16 protein-coding genes, 1 pseudogene and 1 riboswitch are annotated in these 19,739 nt (G+C 61.2%); of the genes and pseudogenes, 7 read left to right on the forward strand and 10 right to left on the reverse strand.

Going from position 1 to position 19,739, the window contains the following annotated elements:
• Positions 1-830 precede the first annotated feature (830 nt).
• Together HUN39_RS15330 and HUN39_RS19325 are read left to right on the forward strand one after the other, a co-directional pair.
• Positions 831-1,508 carry an acetylglutamate kinase gene (locus HUN39_RS15330; RefSeq protein WP_210267003.1) on the forward strand — a complete coding sequence of 226 codons (678 nt, stop codon included), beginning with the start codon at positions 831-833 and terminating at the stop codon, positions 1,506-1,508.
• 517 nt (positions 1,509-2,025) lie between these two features.
• Complete coding sequence (locus HUN39_RS19325) at positions 2,026-2,643, forward strand: thermonuclease family protein (protein WP_232366131.1); 618 nt, start codon at positions 2,026-2,028, stop codon at positions 2,641-2,643.
• On the opposite strand, the gene HUN39_RS15340 is transcribed toward HUN39_RS19325, so the two are convergent.
• From HUN39_RS15340 to HUN39_RS15350, 3 genes are read right to left on the reverse strand one after another with little or no spacing between them, the layout of a single operon-like run.
• Positions 2,553-3,443 carry a DUF1259 domain-containing protein gene (locus HUN39_RS15340; protein WP_175095358.1) on the reverse strand — a complete coding sequence of 297 codons (891 nt, stop codon included), beginning with the start codon at positions 3,441-3,443 and terminating at the stop codon, positions 2,553-2,555. The two genes, HUN39_RS19325 and HUN39_RS15340, sit on opposite strands and share 91 nt — an antisense overlap.
• 59 nt (positions 3,444-3,502) lie before the next feature.
• On the reverse strand, positions 3,503-4,879 hold the full coding sequence (gene chrA, locus HUN39_RS15345; RefSeq protein ID WP_175095359.1) for a chromate efflux transporter: 1,377 nt from the start codon (positions 4,877-4,879) through the stop codon (positions 3,503-3,505).
• Entirely contained in the window at positions 4,876-5,703 is an 828-nt protein-coding gene (locus HUN39_RS15350) for a chromate resistance protein ChrB domain-containing protein (RefSeq protein WP_175095360.1), read from the reverse strand. Before HUN39_RS15350 ends, chrA begins: the two co-directional genes overlap by 4 nt.
• A 295-nt stretch (positions 5,704-5,998) precedes the next feature.
• Positions 5,999-6,203, forward strand: a riboswitch (cobalamin riboswitch).
• A gap of 271 nt (positions 6,204-6,474) precedes the next feature.
• Here HUN39_RS15350 and HUN39_RS15355 point away from each other — a divergent pair.
• The 5 genes and pseudogenes from HUN39_RS15355 to HUN39_RS15375 all read left to right on the forward strand — a co-directional run.
• Positions 6,475-8,697, forward strand: a complete 2,223-nt coding sequence (locus tag HUN39_RS15355) for a TonB-dependent receptor (protein ID WP_175095361.1) — start codon at positions 6,475-6,477, stop codon at positions 8,695-8,697.
• An 85-nt stretch (positions 8,698-8,782) separates the two neighbouring features.
• Positions 8,783-10,084: a PepSY-associated TM helix domain-containing protein gene (locus HUN39_RS15360; RefSeq protein ID WP_175095362.1), complete on the forward strand. Its 1,302-nt coding sequence runs from the start codon at positions 8,783-8,785 to the stop codon at positions 10,082-10,084.
• Between the two features lie 45 nt (positions 10,085-10,129).
• The gene (locus HUN39_RS15365) at positions 10,130-10,717 is read left to right on the forward strand and encodes a DUF7676 family protein (protein WP_175095363.1); all 588 of its coding nucleotides are present in this window, start codon (positions 10,130-10,132) and stop codon (positions 10,715-10,717) included.
• Positions 10,718-10,848: 131 nt separating this feature from the next.
• Positions 10,849-11,409 (forward strand): hypothetical protein, encoded by a 561-nt coding sequence (locus tag HUN39_RS15370; protein WP_175095364.1) that lies wholly within the window; start codon positions 10,849-10,851, stop codon positions 11,407-11,409.
• Positions 11,410-12,017: 608 nt separating this feature from the next.
• Positions 12,018-12,182 (forward strand): annotated as a pseudogene (locus HUN39_RS15375) (IS630 family transposase); the annotation flags it as partial.
• Between the two features lie 44 nt (positions 12,183-12,226).
• Here HUN39_RS15375 and HUN39_RS15380 read toward each other — a convergent pair.
• The 7 genes from HUN39_RS15380 to HUN39_RS15410 all read right to left on the reverse strand — a co-directional run bounded on the left by HUN39_RS15380 (position 12,227) and on the right by HUN39_RS15410 (position 19,676).
• A complete protein-coding gene (locus tag HUN39_RS15380; protein WP_175095365.1) occupies positions 12,227-12,706 on the reverse strand; it encodes a hypothetical protein in 480 nt (159 codons plus the stop codon).
• 88 nt (positions 12,707-12,794) lie between these two features.
• Entirely contained in the window at positions 12,795-13,268 is a 474-nt protein-coding gene (locus tag HUN39_RS15385) for an energy transducer TonB family protein (RefSeq protein WP_175095366.1), read from the reverse strand.
• Between the two features lie 61 nt (positions 13,269-13,329).
• Positions 13,330-14,049 (reverse strand): energy transducer TonB, encoded by a 720-nt coding sequence (locus HUN39_RS15390; protein ID WP_175095367.1) that lies wholly within the window; start codon positions 14,047-14,049, stop codon positions 13,330-13,332.
• Positions 14,046-14,573 carry an ExbD/TolR family protein gene (locus HUN39_RS15395; protein ID WP_175095368.1) on the reverse strand — a complete coding sequence of 176 codons (528 nt, stop codon included), beginning with the start codon at positions 14,571-14,573 and terminating at the stop codon, positions 14,046-14,048. Before HUN39_RS15395 ends, HUN39_RS15390 begins: the two co-directional genes overlap by 4 nt.
• Positions 14,573-15,217 carry a MotA/TolQ/ExbB proton channel family protein gene (locus HUN39_RS15400; RefSeq protein ID WP_175095369.1) on the reverse strand — a complete coding sequence of 215 codons (645 nt, stop codon included), beginning with the start codon at positions 15,215-15,217 and terminating at the stop codon, positions 14,573-14,575. The genes HUN39_RS15395 and HUN39_RS15400 overlap by 1 nt, the downstream gene beginning before the upstream one ends.
• A gap of 992 nt (positions 15,218-16,209) precedes the next feature.
• Positions 16,210-17,430, reverse strand: coding sequence for a PepSY-associated TM helix domain-containing protein (locus HUN39_RS15405; RefSeq protein WP_232366133.1), 1,221 nt, complete (start codon positions 17,428-17,430; stop codon positions 16,210-16,212).
• A gap of 14 nt (positions 17,431-17,444) precedes the next feature.
• Positions 17,445-19,676, reverse strand: a complete 2,232-nt coding sequence (locus tag HUN39_RS15410) for a TonB-dependent receptor (protein WP_232366134.1) — start codon at positions 19,674-19,676, stop codon at positions 17,445-17,447.
• Positions 19,677-19,739: the final 63 nt, after the last annotated feature.

Consider the following 19,739-nt stretch of genomic DNA (forward strand, 5'->3'; position numbering starts at 1 on the left):
ACTGAGCGCTCACGATCCCGTGGACTGAGCGCTCATGATCGTCTGGAATCAGTGCTCACGATCGCGTGGATTACGCAACCGTGCCAGTCATAATGGCTCGTATCGTGCCAATCGTAGTGGTCGTCATGGCGGTCCCAATGTCCACTGGGATGATAGTCCCAATGGCCATGATGGCGGCCTCTCCAATGGCCATAGCCCCAACCACCATGATCACCCCAACCGCCATCGCCATAGCCGTCCCAGGCCATAGCCGCAGTTGGGAGAGCCAAAGCAGCGGTCAAAGCCGTAACGAGAGATAGTTTGCGCAACATGCAAATCTCCTTCTGCCCCCAACGATCCATTTCCAGTCGGGGAAGCTGAACCCTCACTGAACGAGCAAGCTGACGATTGCCGTCGCCAAGGCGCGTCATGCGACTCTGGATGTTTCGGTGGGCGTTTTCGTTCTTTACGCTCCACTTGAGCCTGTGCGGCGCAGGTGCAATCTTCTTTTAGGGGTTGCAGGACGCCTGGGGCGTTTTTCATCACTGCTGTTCTCCTGCCCGGGCTGTACTGCCGCAACGGGCTGTACTGCACGGGTAACGCAAAGGGTCGCGTGGTTTCCGAACCGGGAGAACACTTTACGCAGGGGCCGCATCGGCGGCGGTCGTAGTTCCGCTGCGCTGGCTGATCTCGCACGTTGGTTGGCGCGTTGCTGGCCGGGCATTTTTTGCTTGCGATCCCATTCTTTCCGAGATGCCGAAAGCGTCGGCCGTTCGCGTCATTGCGCACGGTTGTCGACGCCCTAATTGTCGGCAAACGATGGGAGCTAAACAACTCCACGGAGGTGCATCATGAACCATAATATTGCTCCGATGGCGGCGACCGCGGTGGCGATCTTCGGCTCGACCGCCCTGGCGCAACAAGCGCCTATGACTCATCCCACCACAATGGCCGCCGGCATGCATGACGCGAAAACGGATGCGGCCACCGCTGTGAAGATGGCGATGCGGAAGCTGTGGGAAGATCACATCACCTATACCCGCGGTTATATCGTCAGCGCCCTGGCCGATCTTCCGGACACCAACGCCGTCGCCACGCGACTCCTCAAGAATCAGGATGACATCGGCGACGCGATTAAGCCTTATTATGGCGAGAACGCAGGAAAGAAATTGTCTACTCTCTTGCGCGACCACATCCTTATCGCAACGGAAGTCGTCAAGGCCGCCAAGACCGGCGACAAGTCGGGGCTGGGCAGTGCGCAGAAGAAGTGGTCGGACAACGGCAAGGACATTGCGGCGTTCTTGAGCGGCGCAAATCCAAACTGGGCCAAGAAAGATGTGGAAGAGATGCTGCAAAAGCATCTGGACTTGACGACAGGAGAGGTGGTCGGCCGACTCAATAAGGATTGGGCAGCTGACATCAAGGCATATGATGACGGTCACGTCCACATGCTGAAATTTGCCGACACGCTCACTGACGGGATCGCCAAGCAATTCCCCGATAAGTTCAAGAAAGAACCGGTCCTGTGATCGTTTAGCGGTTCGAGCTTTTCCCTCTCCCGCCTATCGGGAGAGGGTCGCCGCGCGCGGATCCACCGGCTGCGATGCGCGCAGGCAGCGTAGGCCTATCGCTAGCGCCGCGATTGAAGCCTCCTAATAGCGTTCTTGACCTTCTCCCAATGTCCGGGCGGTCGGTTGCCATCCCACGCGCATCATCGTCATGTTGCCGCAGTCGCGCTTCCAAATAGGCGCTCCCGCCGAAGCGTTCGATCAAAGCGCGCGCGTCGGATTCGACAAGTGGATCTAATTTGCGTCGACGAAGCCATTTGAACATGGAGCAGTTCCGCGTCATCTTCGGCTCCATCTGGCTCCGGAATCATTTCCAAAGCGATGGTCATCTTTACACCTAGCGCTTTCATGAAGAGAGTTGGAAATTAGCATGCTGGCGCGTCCGCTCATCATTGCATTCCGGTAGTGTTCTCTGGCGCCTGCCTCGCCGACATCGTGGGGCGAGCCTCGGTCGTCGACGGCGATGCGATCGAGATCCATGGATAGGCGCATCCGCCTCCATGGGGTCGACGCGCCTGAAAAGGGGCAGCCGTGTTTTGATGCCGCAAACCCGACCTATCGCTGTGGACAAAAAGCTGCGATGGCCTTGGACGAGTTTATCGGACAGTCGCCGGTATCGTGTCGAGAGAGGGACGTTGACCGCTACGGAAGAACCGTCGCGGACTGTAGGGTTCGGGGCGAAGATATTGAGCTCTGGTTGGTCAGAAGCGGCCATGCTTTCGCGTATCGACGCTATTCGTCGGACTACATTGGCGCGGAGCAGGAGGCCGGAACAATCGTCGCGGTATATGGGCAGGACATATGCAGGCGCCTTGGGAATGGCGCAAAGAGCAACGCGACGCCATTCGATAGCTTGGGCTGCGGCTTCACTTCCTCCAGCGCCGCTGCAAGAGAACCTCCCCACCGTGGATTAACGGCGGCGCGTTTTGCCGATGTGGGGAAGCTCGCCGATGCGCGATGCGCAGAAGCTTCGCCAGCTGAAAGATCGGCGTTCGTTCGTCAGATTTACTTTCTCGAGACGTTCGTCTTGTCGAGCGCTGCCCGCAGGGCTACAGCGAGTTTGACTGCGTCATCATGCGCCCAGAAATGCACGTAAAACGTCCGCGGTTCTTCGTTCAGCATGTGATTGTGAATAGCGGCGACTTCTATTCCATTGGCGCGCAGCGCGGTTGTCAGCTCGACGACTTCGCTACCCAGCGCCGCGATATCGCCCGCGATCGCAGCTTTGCCGTCGCCCGTTGGCTGAAAATTGATCACATTCGCTGATCCCATTGACGCAGGCACGACCATGTCACCCTCAGCCACTCTGTCCGCGCGAGGGATGCTGAACTGATAGACGCCGCCATTCACCTTGCCCTTTGTGCCGAGAGCTTCGTCGATCTTGGCGGCGTCGAGATCGAGTGGCGGCAGGTCGCGCGAGAGCGCGGCGCTTGGCGCTGGCGGCGTCTTGGTAAGGGCGAGCGCGGCGCGAATTGTTTCGGCCAATTTGCTCGCCTCGCCATGGCCCGCGACGTGCATGTAGAAAATCGGCGGCGACGCTCGCAGAAGATGATTGTGAAGCGCCGTGACCTGGATACCTCCCCACAGAAGTGTCGTCATGACGGGGTTCGCCTCCGATTCCGTCACGACGAGATCGCCCATGATCGCTGCTTGGCCGTGCGCAGGCCTGAACGCCACCCAGCCGCCGAGCGCAAGGGCGGACTTGATCGTCACGCCATCGACAACGACGTTCAGGTCTGAGCGAGGGAAGTTATAGCGATAAACGCCATCCGCCTGCGCAGACGTTCTGGCGAAAATGGCGTCGACCTGCTTGGCGTCGAATTCGCCGGCCGCTGCCACAGAAGCGAGAAGAGAGCAGCCGAGCGCCGCTACTTTGAGAACTACCTTGATCTGCATGTCACATCCTCCCAGCGATGGATTTTGATTGAGAAGGCGGCCGTCCAAACGCCGAAGGGCTACGCACCGAATAGATAGAGCAGCACGCCCGCCGCCATGCAGGCGGCGAGCGTCTGTAACATCCCGACGTTGAAGCGGAACACTGCGATCATCGCGCCAGCTGTAAGAAGTAGCGCCCAAGGATTGACGCTCGCGAGCATGGGAGCCGCAAATGAAAGCCCAAACCCGTGCACCGCTACGACTTCGCCAAACAGAACATGGATTGCGAACCAGATCGCAAGATTGAGGATAACGCCGACGACTGCCGCCGTGATCGCTACGAGCGCGCCGGCGAGCGCCTTGTCGCCGCGCATCTTCTCGACAAAGGGCGCTCCAAGGAAAATCCACAAGAAGCACGGTGCAAAGGTCACCCATGTCGTAAGCAGCCCGCCGAGCGCGCCGGCGATTGACGGCGGCAATGCGCCTGGTTGGCGATAGGCCGCCAGAAATCCCACGAATTGCAGCACCATAATCAGGGGCCCAGGCGTGGTTTCCGCCATCCCAAGACCATCGAGCATTTCGCGCGACTGCAGCCAATGGAGATTGTCGACCGCCTGCTGCGCCACATAAGCGAGCACCGCATAGGCGCCGCCGAAAGTCACCATGGCCATCTTGCTAAAGAAGACCGCGATCTGGCTAAAGACGTTGGCCGGCCCGAGCAATGCGAGCAAGGCCGCGACGGGCGCAAGCCAGAGAATGAGCCAAATCGCTGCGACCTTTAGCGCGCTCACGGCCGAAGGCGTGGCAAGCGCGGAAAACCCGTCCCCAAACAGACTGCCGCCGTCAGCCGATGCGTTCGCGCCGCCGTGTCCGCCGCCGGCGAATTGTGAGAGCTTCGCCCTACCGCCGAAATATCCAATCAGACCCGCGCTCAGGATGATCAGCGGGAACGAAACGTCGAAAAAGAAAATCCCCACGAAGGCGGCGACGGCGAGCCCTTGCATGATGCGGTTCCTGAGAGCCCGCTTACCGACGCGCAGCACCGCCTGCAGAACGATCGCCAACACGGCGGCCTTCAGTCCGAAGAACGCGGCCGCGACGAAACCGAGCTTGCCAAGGAGCGCATAGATGATGCTTAGCGCCATGATCGCGACAGCGCCCGGCAGGACAAACAACCCTCCCGCCATCACGCCGCCGCGCGTCCCATGCATCAGCCAACCCACGTAAGTAGCGAGTTGCTGCGCCTCAGGGCCAGGAAGGAGCATGCAGTAGTTGAGCGCATGCAGGAAGCGCGTTTCGGAGAGCCAACGCTTCTCTTCAACCAGAACCCTGTGCATCAGCGCGATCTGGCCGGCGGGACCGCCAAAGCTCAGCAGAGCGATACGCGCCCAGACGCCCAACGCCTCCCGCAACGAGACGCCGTGATCCGCCGCCTGAATTTTCGTCGGCGCGTTCATGTGGTTTTCCCGGATTTGGTCGCAGGCCAGTTGTGCGGCTCGTCTGTCGCATCGCGACACCATCGATAGAAGGCGTCATAAAGCGCCAGTCCGGCATCAAGCTGGTCGAGATCGTCGGGATACATGCGCGATAGTCCGAGCGAGGCGGCAAGAAGTCCCGCCGCCTCTGGCGCGAGATCAGGCCGCGCCGTATCCGCGCCGCGCACGATGACCGAGAGCCTTTGCAGCGGCTCCAGGGCGAGCCCCCACTCGTCCAGCATCGTATCGAAGGTGCAGCACTCGCCGCGATGACTCCAGAAGGCGCCATCGATATCGAAGGGAGCGGCGGAAAAACGTTCGGCGACGCCTTGAACCTCCGCCGCCGAGACGAACAGAAAGACGGCGGCCGGATCGACGAAACGACGGATCAGCCAGGGACAGGCGATCCGATCAACCTTTGGGCGCGCGCGCGTGACCCATACGGTGCGCCCCAGTGCGTCGCGCGGCGGCAAATTAGCCTCTGGCACGAGCGGCCCGTTCGATTGCGCCCAGGCGACATGTCCTCCGATCAGCACCTCGGCTGAATCGGCGCCGGCATGCCGCAGCCAGGCGGCGATACCTTCGCCGAGATCGTCGCCTTTCTGATCAATGATGATGGCAGCGCGGCCGGCAATTTCGCCGGCCCATTCGGTAACAGAAGCGTGAGGGCGTCGCGCTGCCCCAGGAACGAAGCGTGGATCGCTTTCCCATTCCCCGTCGGTCCGCACATCGATGAGCGCAGGACAATGTGGAACGCCGATGAGGCGCGCGAGCTTATCGGAAGAGATGGCGTTGATTAACGACATGGCGCGCCCCTGGTGAAAAACCGGACGCGATTCTTGGGCATGTCGCCTCGTGGGGAGATCGCTTCCCCATGCGGTGAAGTTACATCAGACCCTGCCGCTAGTGTCAATAAGGTCTCAATGTCTCGCCGGGCTTGGATCATCGTCGCCGACGTCAGACCTGTTGACGTGCGGACACATTCTGCAACGGATCTTCGGGCGGCCCTGACCGTGGATCTATTGGCGGGGCGTTTTTCGCACCAGATTGACGGCAAGCGCTCATGCAGAGCATGTCGCCTTGACTCATTCTCCAGTTTACCTTTTTATCGGCGGTGATGGTTCCCTTCGGGGATCAAAAGGGAATGCGGTGAGTACGCGCATGCGTGCGATTCCGCGGCTGCCCCCGCAACTGTAAGCGGCGAGCTTTAGGACCAAAAAGCCACTGGGGAACAAACGCTCCCTGGGAAGGCGGTCCAAAGCGATGACCCGTGAGCCAGGAGACCTGCCGTCATTCGTGGTCACGCGCGAAAGCGTCGGGCGGGGTGCACCGAGGCGGTCGAATTCTGTCGCAAGGCGCGTTGAACGCCGATTGACGGCATAGACCTTTCGCAGTGACGGCCCACGTTGCTGCGAGTCCATGCTCACATGTTCCGCCCTTCCGCTATCGGCGTGTCCGCCGGCGTGTTCACTCTTTTTGTCTCCTCCACATCTGCTCTGGCGCAACAGGCCTTGCCTACGATCGATGTTGGCGCGGGCGCCAGGCGCGGCGCAGTTCGCGCCTCCGCGCCTCGCCCCGTGAATCCCGCGCCAGCCCTTTCGCCCGTCGCGGCCGCGACGGCGCTCGTCCAGCAGGTGCGCCCGCCCGAGAAGCCGTTCGCGAAGGCCATTCCCGACAATATTCCAGCCGTCGTCCAGACCATCACCGCGAAGCAAATCACCGAGCAGGTCAACGCCTCCAACGCCGTGGAAACGCTTCGATATCTTCCCAGCATCGAAATCGTCGAAAAATTCCCCGGCGATCGTTTTCAGGACATCCAGGGCCGCACGACCGGGCCCTTCCAGCCCATGCACAATCTGGTTTACGCGGACGGAATCCTGCTGTCGGCTTTGCTCGGCAACAGTTCGTTTACACCGCGATTTCAGATGGTCATGCCGGAAGAGATTAGCCGAGTCGACGTCATCTACGGTCCTTACTCCGCGCTCTATCCCGGCAATGCGATCGGGGGCGTCGTGACCTTCACCACCAAGACGCCCGAAAAATTTGAACTCCACGCCAAGCTGCAAGGGCTTCTTTCGCCCTACGATCAATACGACACGCATCAGACGAATCCCGGTTATACGGGGAGCATTTCGATCGGCGATCGAATCAACGATTTTTCCTGGCGCGCCGGTTACGATCGTCTGCTTACGCACGCTCAGCCGATTTTCTTTTCGAGCGCCGTCACGCCGCGCGCCACAGCGGGAACGCCGGTTTTCGGCGGGTTCTTCGACCGCGACCGCCAAGGCTTACTGCGCGGGGTGTTCGGCGCTGGGCCAATTCAGGTCACCGAGCAAAACACCGGCAAACTGAAACTCGCCTATGATTTCGGGCCGCGCGCCCGCGCATCGTACACCCTCGGCCTGCTGCATCTTGCGGACGATTTTACCGCGCAGAGCTATATCAACAACGTTGCGGGAGTCCCCGTCTTCAATACGCGCAATGGCGTGATCAATTTTCATGGGATCAACTACCCTCTTTCAGGCCTCAATCCAGGCAGCGTTGAGTATTTGCACCTGATGCAAGGAGCCGAGCTGAAGACCGAGACCGGCGGCGTTTTCGACTTCGATATTGTCGGAAGCTCTTATGACATTCTCAGAGACGTGGGCGTCACCGCGCAGAGGTTCGGGGTCAATACGTCAGGCCAGACGCGGGAGATCAGTGGGACCGGCTGGAAAACAATGGATATGCGGGCGATTTGGCGTCCGGAACAGAATGTCCTTGGTCTCCATGAAATCTCTTTCGGGGGCCACTTCGATCAGTATGCTTTAAAGCAATATCAGCAAAATACTCCCGTGTGGTGGTCGTCATGGTCATACGAGCAGGCCTCAAGATCAGTCGGCAAGACACAAACCGAGGGCATCTACGTTCAGGATGTCTGGTCATTGTTTCCAGATTGGAAACTCACCGTCGGGGGGCGCCAAGAGTTTTGGCGCGCCTTCGAGGGCGCCAACGAAAACAAGCTCGGCACAACCAAGAATTATGACGAACGGGTGGCTTCCGCCTTTTCACCCAAGGCCTCACTGGCCTATCAGGCAACGCGCGAATTACTTTTGCGCGCCTCCTACGGCAATGCCCATCGTTTTCCGGGCGTGACCGAATTGTTTCAGCGGATCACCAGCCCGACTGGCATTCTCATCAACAATCCAGACCTAAAGCCCGAGCAAGTCGATTCCTACGAACTCTCGGCCGAATACAACTTTGGCAAGCACGCTGCGCATCTCGCCTTGTTCCACGAGGACAGGTGGGACGCGATCACTTTCCAGACCGATGTCACAGTTGTGCCCAATGTCTCCAGCTCTCAGAACGTACAGAAAATGCGCTTCAATGGCGTCGAAGGCGCCATCGGTTTGAAGGACGTGCTGTTCGATGGCTTCGACATCGACGCAAACGCGACATACATCGATACGCAGATCGTGGCGAATTCCAAGTTCCCTTTGTCTGTAAACAAAGATGTTCCGCTGATGCCGAGATGGCGGGCCAAGATCGTCGGAACCTATCATCCGACCGACACGCTGACCTTATCGGCAGGGCTGAGGTACCGATCGTCATCCTATTTTCAGCTCGATAATTTCGACGTCAATCATGAAACCTGGGGCGGTGCGAGCCGATATCTCATCCTCGACGCCCGAGTCACCTACAAATTCGCGCCGAATTGGACCGGAGTCGTCGGCATCAACAACATCGGCCGTTACAAACAATGGCTCTTTTCCCCTTATCCGCAGCGGACCTTCTTCGCCGAGCTGCGGTACGACTATTGAGCGCAGCAGATGCCCGACGCGGCCTCCATAACGGGAAATCCCCGGAAGGTCCTTCTTCGATGCTGAAGAGTATGGAGAGAACACGATGACCCGAAGCTTCTGGGTGTCGCTGCATCGGTGGGCTGGTCTGAGCATGGCGGGGTTTCTGATCCTCGTCGGACTAACCGGTAGCCTGCTCGCTTTTGGTCACGAGTTGAATCATTGGCTGACGCCAAATCTCTACCCGGGTCCACATGCAGGGATACAACTCGCCCCTGCGGCGCTCCTGCGGAGCGCCGAGGCTCTGGTTCCAGATGCCCTCGCCACCTCTGTCGATCTGAGCGTTGACGGCACGGCGATAATCCGCATGGAGGCGCGACCCGGCGCGCCCGCCTTCGATTTCAATCGACTCCTGCTCGACCCCGTCACCGGCCAGGAATTGGGGCGCTTTGATCGAGACGGGCTGCCGACGACGCTGGCGAACGTTATGCCCTTTATCGACCGCCTGCATTATTCCCTCGCCATGGGCGAAGTAGGCGCGTGGATTCTTGGAATCGTCGCGCTCGTATGGACGATCGATTGCTTCGTTGGCGTTTATCTCACGCTGCCTCTTCCCAGTCCGCCGAATAGGCGCGGCTATCTTTCGCGATGGCGACCCGCTTGGCTGATCAAGTTTCGGAGCTCATTCTATCGCGTCAACTTCGATCTGCATCGCGCCTTCGGACTTTGGCTCTTTGCAATATTGCTGCTCTTCGCCTGGTCCAGCGTCCATTTTAATTTGAACGGCTTCTACACGCGCACGATGCAGCTCGTCTTCGATTATGAGCCGCCTCACTCTGGGACCACAAAGGGCGGCAACCCAGCCGGGGGTCGAGCGCCGGTTGGTTGGGAGGAAGCGCAGGCCATTGGCGAAAGAATCATGGGGGAGCAAGCGCTCGCACATGGCTTTTCGGTCGAGCGACCGATGAGGCTGAGCATCCAGCGCAAAAGCGATCTCTATTTCTACGGCGTACGCTCAAGCCGCGACATCGGCGACAATTCTGGCCGCACGTCGATCGCATTCGACGCCTATTCCAGCGAATTGCGCGCGGTTCGTCTGCCAACTGGCCGGCACGCCGGCAATACGATCACGACCTGGCTCGTGGAACTGCACATGGCCAATGTGTTCGGCCTGCCCTATCGCATTTTCGTTTGCGCGCTCGGCCTCGTCATTGTGATGCTATCCGTCACCGGCGTTTATATCTGGTGGAAGAAATGTGTGGCTCGGCGCGACGCCGCGTCATCGCGGGCGACGATTGACGAAAATCGGATCGGCGCGGCCGTCTTAACCAGCAGCGCTTCGCTCCTTTTTCGTGACGAACGTTCTTCGCCGAACTGCACAACGACGCGCCGACCGCGCTCGGCGTAAGAAGGTCACAAGGTGAGAGACGTGAGGCCTGCAATGAAGAAAGATATGTCAGTCATCACTGAAATGCGGCCACGACGGATCCTGGACGCAGACGGAACGCCGCTCGACATATTTCCCTTGCCGGTGGATGAGAAGAGCCTTGAGGAGCTTTTCCGCGATCTGTTCGAAAATCACTGGCGGGAAATCACTTTCGGCCCTCTCATCCAAGGGGCCGCCTTCGAACTCAAGGCCGACGGGCCGCCGACGCGTATTTCCATGTTCGACGGTTATCTGACGATCACTTTCGGCGTTCCGCATTTTCATATCTGCATCGGCGAGCACAAGGGTCCGCCGCGCGCGCCGACGCCGCCGGAACTCGCCCGCCATCGGCGCACCGCGCGGGCCGAACTTTACCGCCGCTTCGGCCGCACATGCGTTCCGATGTCCTGGGGGTTGCGCTTGTTCAACGGCGCGGGCGATCAGCAGATCACCGTGCTGCTGCCCAATCCCTTCCTCCATCCCGAAAGCGACAGGCGCGTCAAGGAACCAGATTGGTCGCGTCTCTCGCTGTGGGACAAATTGCGAGCGCGATGGCTCGATCTCCACGACCCCGATCCCATGGATCGTTCAGCGGACTGGGGCCGTCCGTCCTGACCGCTTCACGTTCGACCCAGCGGTCGCAGAGACGATCGCCAATGCCCTTTCGTCCTCGCGCGCAACACGAAGGCGAAAAAATCAGCGGGCAAGCGCCGCTCCCCACTGGCTTCACATAGAGGAGACTTGTCATGACAACCGCATCGTTTTTCACCTCATCTCCCCGGCCTCGTTCGCTATGGATTCGCTCGCTGATCGTCGCCAGCGTCCTTTTGAGTCCCGCGTTCCATTGCGGCTTTCCGTTGGCGGCGTTCGCGGCCGTTGCCGCTTTGACTCTCGGTCGGCGTGACGCCCTCCTTCTGAGCGGCAGCGTTTGGCTGGCGAGCCAGACCATCGCCTTCGCGTCCCTACATCACCATATGACCGACGCCGCCCTGGCTTGGAGCGTTGCGATGGGCGTTATCGCCTTGCTTTCTTGCGAAGCTGCCGGGCTAACCGCGCGGCGCATGAAGGGGCTTGTGAGCGTGGCCGCGGCCTTCGTGGCCGCCTTCGTCGTCTACAAGGGCTTGATCTTCGGCTTTGGCGTGGCGATGGTCTCGAGCGTTGGCCATTTCGACTCGCTACTTGCGACGCTCCCGCGAATCTTCCTCATAAACGCCTGCGTTTTCGCTGGCCTCGGGGCGCTGTATGCGTTGGGCTCCGCGGCACGCCGCAATGGCGAAGCGGTTGCGCTCGCTCCGCGTCACGTTTGAATGCGAGCGCAACAGGCGGCGCTGAGCGCCGGGTTGACTAGGGCCGGCGCTCATTGCGCCGGTCTAAGCCGACTTATGGCAAGGACGTAGTCCTCCTTACGCCGCCTCCAAGACTGAGCCGGGCTTGGTCGCCTGACACGACGATAAAGGCCAAAAGTCGTTCCCTGCCCCTGACCACGGACCGACTGGCGCAAGCAGTCGCGCGACCGCCTCGCATGGCGGATAATAGACGGCGCCGCCCATCTCGACGACATCGAGCGGCTCCGCTTGAGTAGGCAGAAATCGTTGGCAGCGAACGCCGAGGTTATTTTTGCGCGTGGGGATGGCGGTCTCCGCATACCGCAATGCCGAAAAATCAAATGGGGATACGTCGAGCGGACACCTGAGGCGACTGAGGCGCTCCGGCGAAGTGACGCCGCGCGCGATTATGCGCGCGGCGTGACGCGCTAGAGCGTCCTGCGTTTGATTGGAATCGATTTGGGGTTCCCCAAATCAGCGGATTTTTGATTCACCATGCTGACTGGGCTGGAGGCCAGCATGGATGGGAAAATCCTATTCGCAGGACTTGCGGGACTAGGTGATGGACGCGTCGAGCGCGAGGGGATCACAAAAAAACGCTGATCGCGCGCGAGCAGGATCGCCCCAACATAAGCCGCCACCGCATGCGATGGCGCAAATATCAGGGGCGGATTGATCCCGCCCGCCTCGTCTTCATCGACCAGACATGGGCCAAGACCAACATGATGCGACGTTGCGGCTGGGCGCAGCGCGGTACGTCAAAGCCGCCGGATATGCGTCAACCTGAACGCAGAAGGCTCTAGTGAAATCTAAAGCTCTGCACGCCCTGATAGGAGCCGCCGGGCGGCGGCGGCGCGCGCAGACCCGAGACGATCGAACGCGCCAACTCGCCGTGACGCGGCGTCGTCGCCGAAATGACGCTGACGCTATCCGTCGCGCCGGAAGCCCCAAGGTGAAAATGCACGACCGCTTTCCCCTCGCCGAGATTGGTCATCCCCGGCGAGCGCGCCCGGATCAACTGTCCGAGCTTGCGCAGATAGGCGCCGTGATCGGCCGTTTGTTTCGCGGTCGGCTTTTCGGCGCGTTTCTCCTTCTTTTCCTCGTGTTTCGCATCCGTCTTCTCTGCTGGCTTAGCTTCGGTCGTCTCCGCGGGTTTCGCTTCAGTTTTTTCTTCGCGCGCCGCTTCCGGCTTGTCGTCCTGCGCCAGCGCCGGCAAGCAGAGTCCGCTGGCGCTGACAAGCACCGCAAGAGTCCATGTCAGTCGAAAAATGTGCGGCATATTCTCCTCCTTTTAAAAAATGCGCGGGCCTTACGCGCATAAATCGTTTGGCGATGGACCGGAAGCCGGAACGCCGCAACGTTCGGTCTCATTTCGGCGTCCCGCGGAACTTGAAAGTTTGTCCCACATCCATCGATCCGCCCGGCGGCGACGGCGCTTCGACGCTCGACAGGATCTTCTTCACCGTTTCTGAAAGCGCTGGACTTGTAGTTTTGTCGATCGTCACCTTGTCGATCTTGCCTTGCGCGTTGACGTGAAAGCTGGCCGTCACTTCGCCGTCGCCGGCAGGACTTTCCGAAGGGGTTTGCTTGGCGATCGCCGTGTAGAGCGCGCCAAGGAACTTGCTCTCCGACATCACCGGAGCGGCGGCTGGCGCGGCTGCGCTCCCCATCGCGGCAGGCGCGGCGGCGTTTGGCGCAGCGGCGCGGGCCGGCGTAGCGCTCTGCGTTGGCGCTGCGGGTCGCGCTGGCGCGGGCGCCAAGGGCGCGGGTTTGGCGTCCTCTGCGTGCGCGCCGCAAGCGGCGAGCGCCGCGGCGATGGTAAGCAATCGCGCGAGCTTCATCAGGCCCCCAATATCCGGAACGATCTCAGGCGGCGGGCGCGAGCGTCCGCCGCCGTTCGCGTCAATGGAAGGCGAAAGCCTGGCTCACGAAGGCCGAGCTGCACATGCCTGGGCCGCGCGCGGAGGACACGATCCGCCGCGCGAGCGCCGCATGCGCCGGAGTCGATCCGGACGCCGAGATGCCCGACAAACCGCCGCCCGGATTGACGTGGAACGTCACGCTCGCATGGCCGGGACCAAGGCTGGTGTTGCCTGGCGTATGCCGGCGAAGCGCTGCGGCGATATGGGCAAGACACGTCGCCTGCGATGCGCCCGAATTCCCGGCCTGTCCCTCAGGCGCGCCGTAGCGTCGACGCGCCTGCGCCTCCTGACGTTGCTGCGCGCGCTGGACCTGTTGCTCCTCGACCTTCTTCTTGACCTTGTCGACGTCTTCCTTCTTGGCCGGCAAGGGCACGGCGTCGGGCGCCATCACCACCGGCGGCGGAAGCGCGATGTCAGGCTCCTCGACCGCTTCGGGCGGCGGCGTGTCGTCGGCCTCGGCGACTTCCTCCTGCTCGAAGAAGTCGCCTTCCGGCACGAGGTCCATGCTGACAGAGTCGAGCGATACGGCCGTTGGCTTCGCCGAATAGGCAAGTATGCCGAAGACCATGACATGCGCCGCGATGACGAGGACGGTCGTCACCGAGCGCAGCCAGGAGGGCTTGACCGGCTCCGGACCCGAAGGCGGGTGGTGGTCGCCCTCTCGCGCCATGCCTTGCGGACTGAGCGCGAGGTCGGTCATTTCAGCGCTCCCGCGGGCGCCGCCGGGGCTTGCGCGGGCAGAGCGCCGGCGGTGGGCGCGGCGCGGCCGGGCGCGCCCTTCGTGGCCGGGCCGGTCTTGCTGCGCGAGTTGGTCATGATCGCGATATGGGTGATGCCGTTCGTCGCAAGCTTATCCATCACCGCGACAACCTCGCCATAGACCGCCTCCGTGTCGCCGCGAATGTGCACGACGCGGGCATGGTCGTCGCCCATCATCACCTTGATGCCGTCGATGAGCGCCTCCGCTGAGAGCTCGTCCGCGCCAAGCGCGATCTTGCCGTCCTTGCCCACTGTCACGACGATCGGGTCTTTTTGGTTGATCGGCATCGCGGCGCTCGCCTGCGGCAAGTTCACCTTGACGCCCTTGGCGAGCAATGGCGCCGTGATCATGAAAATGATCAGCAGCACCAGCATGACGTCGACGAGCGGCGTCACATTGATATCGGCGAGCGGCTGATAAAGGCCTTCGGTTGCGCTCTGGCGCTGGCGTGAGGGCATGCCCATTATGCAGCCTCCCGATCGCGACGCGGACGCGACTGATGGCCGCTGCACATCAGGAGAGACTCGTCTTCGATGTAATGTGCGACCTGCTGGCCGACGCGCGCGAAGGCCGCGCCGATGCGGTTGTAGCCGACTGACGCGGGGATGGCGGCGGCAAGTCCGTAGGCCGTGGCCGCAAGCGCCTCGGCGATGCCGGGCGCGACGACCGCGAGGCTCGTGTCCTGCGACTGAGCGATGCTGGCGAAGCTCGTCATGATTCCCCACACCGTGCCGAACAGGCCGACGAAGGGCGCGACCGACGAGATGACGGCGAGATTCGGCAGGCCGCCTTCCGCCTTGGTCAGGAACTCGCGCGCGGCGCGGCTCATATGGTCGGCGATGCGGGCGCGCTTGTCGCCGATCGTTTCGTCGGGAAGGTCGAGGGCAAAACCTTCGCGGCCGGCTTCTGCGACGGGCGCGAGAACGCCGACGTCTCCGCCCTGACGCGCCGAGCGCGCGGATTTGGCGATGCGGGTGACGGCCACCACGCCTTCGACGATAAGCACCCACGTCCAGATCGACGCGAGCAGCAGCAGCGCCATGACGGCCTTTCCGACAGGACCGGCGTTAAGGAACATGGCGAGAGGGGAAAGCGTGTTGTAATCCATTTTCACTCACTCGTTTCATTAGGACGCTTGTGGCGATCGCGCAGGCGAAGCGTCAGTTTTTGTTTTGTTATGTCTTCGCGAGACGAGAGGCCGCAAAGCGGCGAAAGTCCGCAATCAGACTCCGGCGCCGCGCGCATCGGGAGCCTTGACGGGCAATCCGGAGATCGGAAGGACGGGAGGCGCGCGCGCCATTTGCGGCGCTAAACGACAGGCTTTCTGGCTGGCGCGCCGAGCCTGCATAATAATGAACGGTCGCCGCAGTTTCGGTGGGGGGCCGCGTCAGGACCGCGCTTCGTTCCGGCAGCACGGCCGCGCCAGAATGGGCCGCAAGGCAGCAATCCGGGCATTTATATGCAAGCGTTCCGTCCGGCGCGGGCGCGTTGTCCCTCTGCGGTGACCATTCCGCGGTTCGCTTCACAGACGACGATCGGCAACTTGAATCCATTCGCTCCGTGCGCTCGAATCTCGGGGGCTTCCAATGCGCTGGGCGCAGGATGGCTAGGCTGCGAAAGCGAAAGCTAGCAAGGCTCCGCCCCAAGTCGCCTTGTAGGACAAGCGACACATGAGACACATCCGACTCCAGTTCCCAGCCTGTTTTATTGCTAGCTGGCTCGGCGCGAATTGGCCTAGCTGGCTTGCTGTGTTTCGACGCCTCCATTTGGAGTGTGCTGATGACTCCTAATGGCGTCGAGTTCGTCGATCAACGCCAAATCTAAATATTCACTTTGAAATATTTCCAGGGTCGTCAGTTTGTAAACCTTACAGGTTGCCTTATTGCAAATTACGATGAACACTACTTTGTTGACTCATTGCCTCGAAAGAGAGTCGACGCGATCGTAAGACTCCGCAGTCTTCCGATCGGGCGGTTGCCCTCCAACAAGGACCGGGCGCTCGTTGAAAAGGACCCAGCGCCCGTCGAAAATCGATGCGCGCGTGCTCCTGGGCGCGAAAGAATGATCTTTCATGCGGGCAGCGAGCAACAAACTCACCAGTCATTGCTTCGCCTTGGCGAGGTCGGGCCGCTGACAGAAGGCCATGCGGCTCTTGAGAACTTTCCGCGCGGGCGGCGCCATCAAGCTTCCCCGCGGCTGCCGTTTGTTTCGCCAGATCGCAAAACCAGTGACGAGCAGAGCAAGAGGCGCGAATCCAGATGCGAATACGAGCAGACGACCGGCGAAGCCGAGTGTCGCACCGTTGTGTAACCAGAGCTGTTCGGTGACGTAGCGATCGCCCATCGACATCACGTTGGGCGTGCGGTCATGCACGAGCGCGCCCGTCCACCGGTCGAGCCAGATCGCGCCGCGCGAGCGCAGGGCGGGATCGGCCCCCTGAGGGTGGAACAGCACGCGCCAGGTATTGCGCGCTTCGACCGGAGGGTTTAGCAGCGCGATGTCTAAGCCCGGCTTAGCCGCTCGCGCCAGTTCGACGATCCGGTCCGCTGAGAGCGTCGGCGCCCCCTTCACGGGCGGCGCCGCGACGGTGGGAGAAGGATAGGGTGTTGCCACCGAGAATAGGCTTACGATCGGGCGCACAGCGTTCGGAAAAACGATCCCTACGCCAGTGGCTGCGACCACAATGAGTGCAAGCAGCATCCAAGAACCCGCCGAATTGTGAAGGTCGATCATCAAGCGCTGGGGCGAAACGCCCTTGCGCACCGAGATTGACCGCCAGATGCGGCCCGGCGGCGGCCACCACAAATACAAGCCCGACAGGGCCGAACCGAGAAGCCCGAGCCCCATTACGCCGACGAGTTCCTTGCCCCACCACTCTTGGAGCAAAAGCGTGGAGTGCAGGCGATAGATCGTGAACGCGAACGAGTGTGTGTAGTCGCGTCGCCCCAGCACTCTGCCGGTCGAAGGGTCGACCATCGTAGTCCAGAAGTCCGGATGGTGACCTTTGCCGTTCGAATAAGCATGGATTGCAATCCAAACGGGCCAAGTCCGATCGGGAGCGATGAGTGCCGTGATCGGCGCTGGATCGGCCATTGACGCCGCCTGCATCGCCTCGGCGACCGTGACTCTCCGCTCCGGACCAGTTGGCGCGTAGAGAGCCGGGTTCAAAGCAGCGTCGAACTCACGATAGAAAACGTTGAAGCTGCCAGTGAGACCAATGAGAGTCAGGATCGCGCCGGCAGTCAGCCCAAGCCACCGGTGAACCCACATAAATGCCCTGCGCAGGCGGATCGTCCATGCGGTCGCGGGGCCGGTGGCCAAGGCCCGTTTCCTTTTCAGAAATCGACGCTGGTCGAGACCAGGAACGTGCGCGGGGCACCGGCGGTCAGGAGCCCGCGCCCGGTCGTCGCCCAGAAGTTGGCGTCGAGCAAGTTCTCGACGCTGATGCGCATTGTCACCGGCCGGCCTTCGAGCTCGACGGTATACCTTGCGCCGAGGTCGAGACGCGTCCAGTCCGGAATTTGCTGCGTGTTCGCCTGATCGTAGAACTGTGGCGAAGTATAGATGACCCGGCCTGTTAGCGTCGCCGTCCCAGGAATGAACCAGAATGGCAGGTCATATTCGCCGTAGAAGTTGAGCTGCACGTCCGGGACGCCGGCGGCGGTCTTGCCGTCGTTGACCCCATTGGCTGTCTTGGTCAGGACTCCGTCGAGTAAAGTGACGCCGCCGAGGACGCGCAGCCCGAGCGCGGGCTCGCCAAAGACGTTAAACTCCACGCCACGGTTGCGCTGCTCGCCGTTAACAGAGAAACGCCGTGTCGTGGGATCAGTAAAGCTGCTCGGCTGCGTGATCTGGAAGGCCGCGACGGTCACTCCGAGAGCGTCAAAGAAGTCGTATTTGGCCCCGACCTCGATTTGTCGGGACACGAAGGCCGGAAACGCTTCGCCGGCGTTGACCGCATTTACCGGGGCAATCCCGCCGGAGGTCAGTCCCTCGATATAATTGCCATAGAGCGACAGGCTTTCGATCGGCTTCACCACCAACCCGGCGGCCGGCGAGAAGGCCTGATTATTCGAGCCTCTACTGCGGCCGGTCTTGGGGTCGAAGTTGAGACCCGTATTCGGGTCGAAGTTCTCGACGTCGATCTCTTGCCAGCGTCCGCCCGCCGTCAGGAGCAAACGATCGTTGAAGACGGACAAAGTGTCAGCGATCGCCGCGCCGCGGTTCCTGCGGCTGGCTGTTCGAGGCGCATCATTGCGCAAGCCGAAATCACTTCGCGGCAAGACATAGACGGGAAAAAAGAGGTTCGAGGTGATCGCCTTTCCGACTGCCGTATTGATGATTCCAGTATCCTGCCAGAGGCCGACGGCTGACAATGCGATCTGGTGGTTGATCGGACCGGTTTCGAAGCGAGCGCGCAGTCCCACCTCCGCAGTATTGCTTTGCACGTCCTGCGGAGTCAGAGTGGGCGTCGACCGAAAATCGCCCCGGCCGTTGAAGACCTGAAGCACTCCGCCGAAGAAGTGCTCATCGAAACGAGCGTGGCCGTAGGCGGCATATGCGGTGACGTTTTCGAGAATGTCGTACTCGGCGCGAAAAGCGCCATGCCAGTGATGGGCGTTGTAATATTCCCATGGCTGTTGAGGGTTGATCCGCAAGGAGGGCGATGGCGGAATCGGAAAGCCGGGCAGCACGGTCTTTACGCGCGTCGGCGCATCGAGATCGCGTCCCTGGATTCCGAGGTCAGTGGTAAGACGCAGCCTCTCGCCGCGATAGTCGAGAGCGAGCGCGCCGACGCCGAACTCTTCATTTTGGGAGTTGATGGGGGTTCCGCCATTTCGATAGGCGCCATTGAATCGGACGCCCCATTCGTTGTTGGCGCCGAAGCGGCGACCGACGTCGATATGCGTGCCGGGTTGCCCACGCGAGACGAAGCCTGTCGTGACGCGCGTAATCGGCGCGTCCGTCGCCCGTTTCGGGATGAGGTTGACGGCGCCGCCGACAGTCCCCAGCGGCGGAACGCCATTCAGGAGCGCATTAGGACCCTTTAGAATCTCTACGCGCTCGATTGGCTCGATAGCCGGGCTGCGCCAGTCAACGACGCCATACAGGCCATCGAACGCGAAGTCGCCGGCGAACACGGGGAAGCCTCGGATAAGAAATCCGTCGATTCCGCTATAACGAGGCGAGTTGGTGCGTACCGACGGGTCGTTATCGGCGACATCCGCTACGGTTCGGGCCTGTTGGTCTCGAATGAGCTTGTCCGTATAGCTCGTTATGTTGAAGGGCGTATTGAAGACGCTGCGGTTGCCGAGGAATCCGACACGCGCGCCGCTGGCGACCTGTCCGCCGGCAAAGGGCGCAGGAAGCTGGCCAATGACGCCGGTCGGCGGCGTTCCATTGGCGGGGCTCGGCGCGGGAGTCACAGCCGGCGCGTCGACGCGCTGGACCGGCCGCCGGACGACCGGACGCGCGCCGCCCACATCGATCGTGGGCAATGCCTGCTGGGCGCGAGATGGCGCGACCGGTAAAGCCGTGAAGACAGCGGACATCGTGGCTGCGGTCAATTTTGGAACAACTCCGCGCGGAATCGTGCGACGCATGAAACTTGAGCCCCCAGCCTCTTGTGT

This window comes from Methylocystis silviterrae (assembly GCF_013350005.1).
GTDB classification, from domain to species: Bacteria; Pseudomonadota; Alphaproteobacteria; order Rhizobiales; family Beijerinckiaceae; genus Methylocystis; species Methylocystis silviterrae.